2 protein-coding genes are annotated in these 3,132 nt (G+C 72.4%); both read right to left on the bottom strand.

Features of this window, described 5'->3' with window-relative positions:
• The coding region (locus G3O06_RS47500) for a BcsE family c-di-GMP-binding protein (protein WP_346779603.1) at positions 1-432 on the bottom strand (432 nt) is incomplete at its 3' end.
• Positions 433-441: 9 nt separating this feature from the next.
• Positions 442-3,132: cellulose biosynthesis protein BcsC (locus tag G3O06_RS47495; RefSeq protein WP_205820222.1), on the bottom strand; the 2,691-nt coding region annotated here is incomplete at its 5' end.

Genomic DNA, 3,132 nt, shown 5'->3' with positions numbered 1-3,132 from the left:
TGCCGTGCGACGCGGCGCGTCGGCCGTTGCGCCGGCACCGTCGGCCGGCTCGGCCGCCGGCGGCATGGCCAGCACGTTCAGGTTGCGCGGCCAGCCGGCCGGCTGCGCGCCGCCCGCGAAGCCGCGCGCCTGCATCTGTTCGGCGACGTGCGCCGCGTCGCGCGCGAGCACGACCGTCACGTCGCGCGTGCGCGCCTGTCGTGCGCTCTCCCACACGAGTGCATCACAGGCCGGCGTGCCGCCGGCCGCGTAGATCGCGTACAGGCCGCCGGCTTCCAGTTGCGTCCAGGCATCGGGCAAGCCGTCGATCGCGAGCCGGCTCACCGTGCCGACGCGGCCACCGGCCGGCCCCGTGCCGAGCAGCGCACGCAGGCGGCCCAGCAGGCCGGCGGCGCCGAACGCGGGACGGGTGGCATCGATTTCCGTATTCACGGCGTTCCCCTAGTAATCCGAATAAAGCCGCACCGGCGTCGGCGTGACGAGCCAGCTGCGTTGCGCGCGCGCGTCGAACGCATAGCGCAGGTACACGAGCGCCGAACTCGGCGCGTAGTCGTGCGACCGGTCGACGTGCAGCTGCGCGCCGACGCTCAGGTGCGGGTTCACGCGGTACTCGACGATCCCGTTGACGCCGTACGAGAACGACACGCCGCGCGTCGAGCTGCCCGCGTACACGAACCCGGCCGCCACTTGCGCGGCCCGCTGGTCCGAGGACATCGGGTAATACAGCGAATCCTTCTCGTAGCTGTTCGAAATCCCGCCCGTGACGGTCAGGTCCCACGACAGCGCATCGTGCCGCCCCGCCCATTCGATCGGCACGCCGAGCGACAGGTAGCGTTGCGGGCTGTAGTAACCGCCCTGCCCGTACGTGTAGTAACGCAGGTTCTGCGCGTAGTGCCACGCGTTGCCGACGAGCCCGGTGCTGACCTTCATCGTCGCGCGCTCGTACACGGGCACCGTGAAGCCGGTGCGCAGCGTGACTTCCGCGTTGCGTTCGACGTTGCGGCCGGACAGCACGCCCGCGCCGAGTTCCGCGAACAGGTTCGTGCGGCCGACGTCGACCGACGCGCGCAGGTTCACGCCGTCGCGGCGCACGCCGCCCCAGACCGCGCCCGTCCACGGGTCGCGCATCCCCGAGTACGACAACACGCTGCTCGTTTCCGGCCGCCGCGACGCGTTCACCGAGAAACTGGCCGGGCCTGCGTCGAAGCGATAGCGCACGCCGCCGACGAGGTAATGCACCGGAAAACCGAGCGGCGACGTACCGAGGTCGAAGCGCCATGCGTCCGTCAGATAGCCGGCGCCGAGCGCGACGCCGGTGGCCGTCTGGTGCAGCGAGCCCGGCGGATTCGCTATCGATGCGGGTGTCAGCGCGTTCTGCGCCTTGAGCGCCGCGTAGCTGCCGAACGTACTGAGCGAATACGCGTTCGGGTTGCTCGTGTCGAGCGTGCCCGGGTCGAGATGCACGGTGTCGATCTGCGCGAACACGTGCCCGTCGTAGCGGATCGGCATCTGCATGTAGATCGGCACCTGCTGCGCACGGTACGACGAGATGCCTTCATCGCCCGACTTGTAGGCGGGCGTCCAGCCGGTTTCGATCTCGGGATTGCGCCGCTGCTCGAGGTCCGCGAACGCGGCCTGCGCGGGCGTGAGCCCGTCGCGGCCCGGGCTCACACCCGTCGCGCGTTCCTGCGACTGCGACAACCGGTACAGCGACGCCGCGTCGTCATAGCGGCCCTTCGCCTCGGCCACGCGGCCGGCCGCGACCGTCACGTCGGCGCGCGCCGGATACGCGGCATGCAGCCGGTCGGTCACCTGCACGGCTTCGTCCGGGCGGCGCAGCGCATTCAGGCGGCGCACGGCCGACAGTTGCGTGTCGACGTCGTCGCCCGGCGTGCGTGCGAGCACCGCCTGCACGCGCGCGAGCGCGGCCGCACGGTTGCCGCTGTCTTCGTCGATGCGGGCCAGCGCGAGCTGCGTATCGGCGTCGTCCGGCGTGCGCGCGACGACCGGCGCAAGCGCGGCGCGCGCCGCGTCGTAATGGCCTTGCGCGCGTTCGAGATCGGCCAGTTCGAGCGCATAGCGCTTGTCCGCGCGGCCGGCCGGGCTCGCACGATCGAGCCGCTTGCGCGCTTCCACGTAATCCTGCTGCGCGATCGCGTCGTCCGTCTGCCGCAACACGAGCCGCAGCGACTGGTCCTCGATCCTCGCCGTCTGCGCGGGCGTCAGCGACGGTTCCCGGCGCAGCGTGCCGAGCCACGCGACGAGCGCGTCGTCGCGCTCCGCACTGCCGAGCAGGTCGCCGTAGCGCAGCCGCACGTCCGCATCGGCTTCGCGCGGGTGGGCGGCGATCCAGTCGTGCAACGGTGTGAGCCCGCGGTCGGGCTCGCCCGCATCGATCCACTGCGCGCCGATCGCGGCGAGCATGTCGGGATCGTCCGGCGCACTCGCCTGCGCCTGCGCGAGCGACGCGGCAAACGCCGTGCGGTCGCCGCGCGCGAGCGCGCCGCGTGCGTCGGCCAGCGCGCTTTCCGCGTCGAGCTTGCGCGCGAGTGCGCGTATCCCGTCCGAACGGTGCGCGTCGTCGACGGGCGCGAGCGCGGCCTGCGCACCCGCCACGTCGTCGAGCGAATTGCGGTACAGCGCGGTCGCATAACGCATCTCGGGCGTCGCGCTTTGCGCGAGCCCGTCGTCCATCACCGTGCGGCCGAGCTGCGGCAGCCCCATGTCGCGATAGAGGCGCGCAAGCGCGAAGCGTGTCCACGCCGCGTCGGGCGCGGCGCGCACGGCCGCCTCGTAGCGCTGCGCGGCGGGCCCGCGTTCGCCCTTGTCCGCCAGCGCGCGCGCCTGGTCCGCAAGCAGGTCGGCACGCAGGCCATCGAGTGCGCGCCGATCGTCACGGCCCGTCACACGGCCTTGCAGTGCGTCGAGCAGCGGACCGATCCTGTCCGCGCGGCCGGTGTTCTCATACAGCGTGGCCGTACCGCGCACAGCCGCGAGGCTCGGCGGACGCGCGGCCAGCAGTTCGCGCAGCAACGGCTCCGCGCGCGCCCAGTCGCGCTGCGCGAGCAACGCATCGGCGAGCTGCAGCTTCGCGTCCGGGCTGCCCGGCTGCATCGCGAGTGCCGCACGGGC

Source organism: Burkholderia sp. Ac-20345, from assembly GCF_017104825.1.
GTDB lineage: Bacteria > Pseudomonadota > Gammaproteobacteria > Burkholderiales > Burkholderiaceae > Burkholderia > Burkholderia lata_B.
This window is presented reverse-complemented; position numbering and strand designations above follow the sequence as displayed.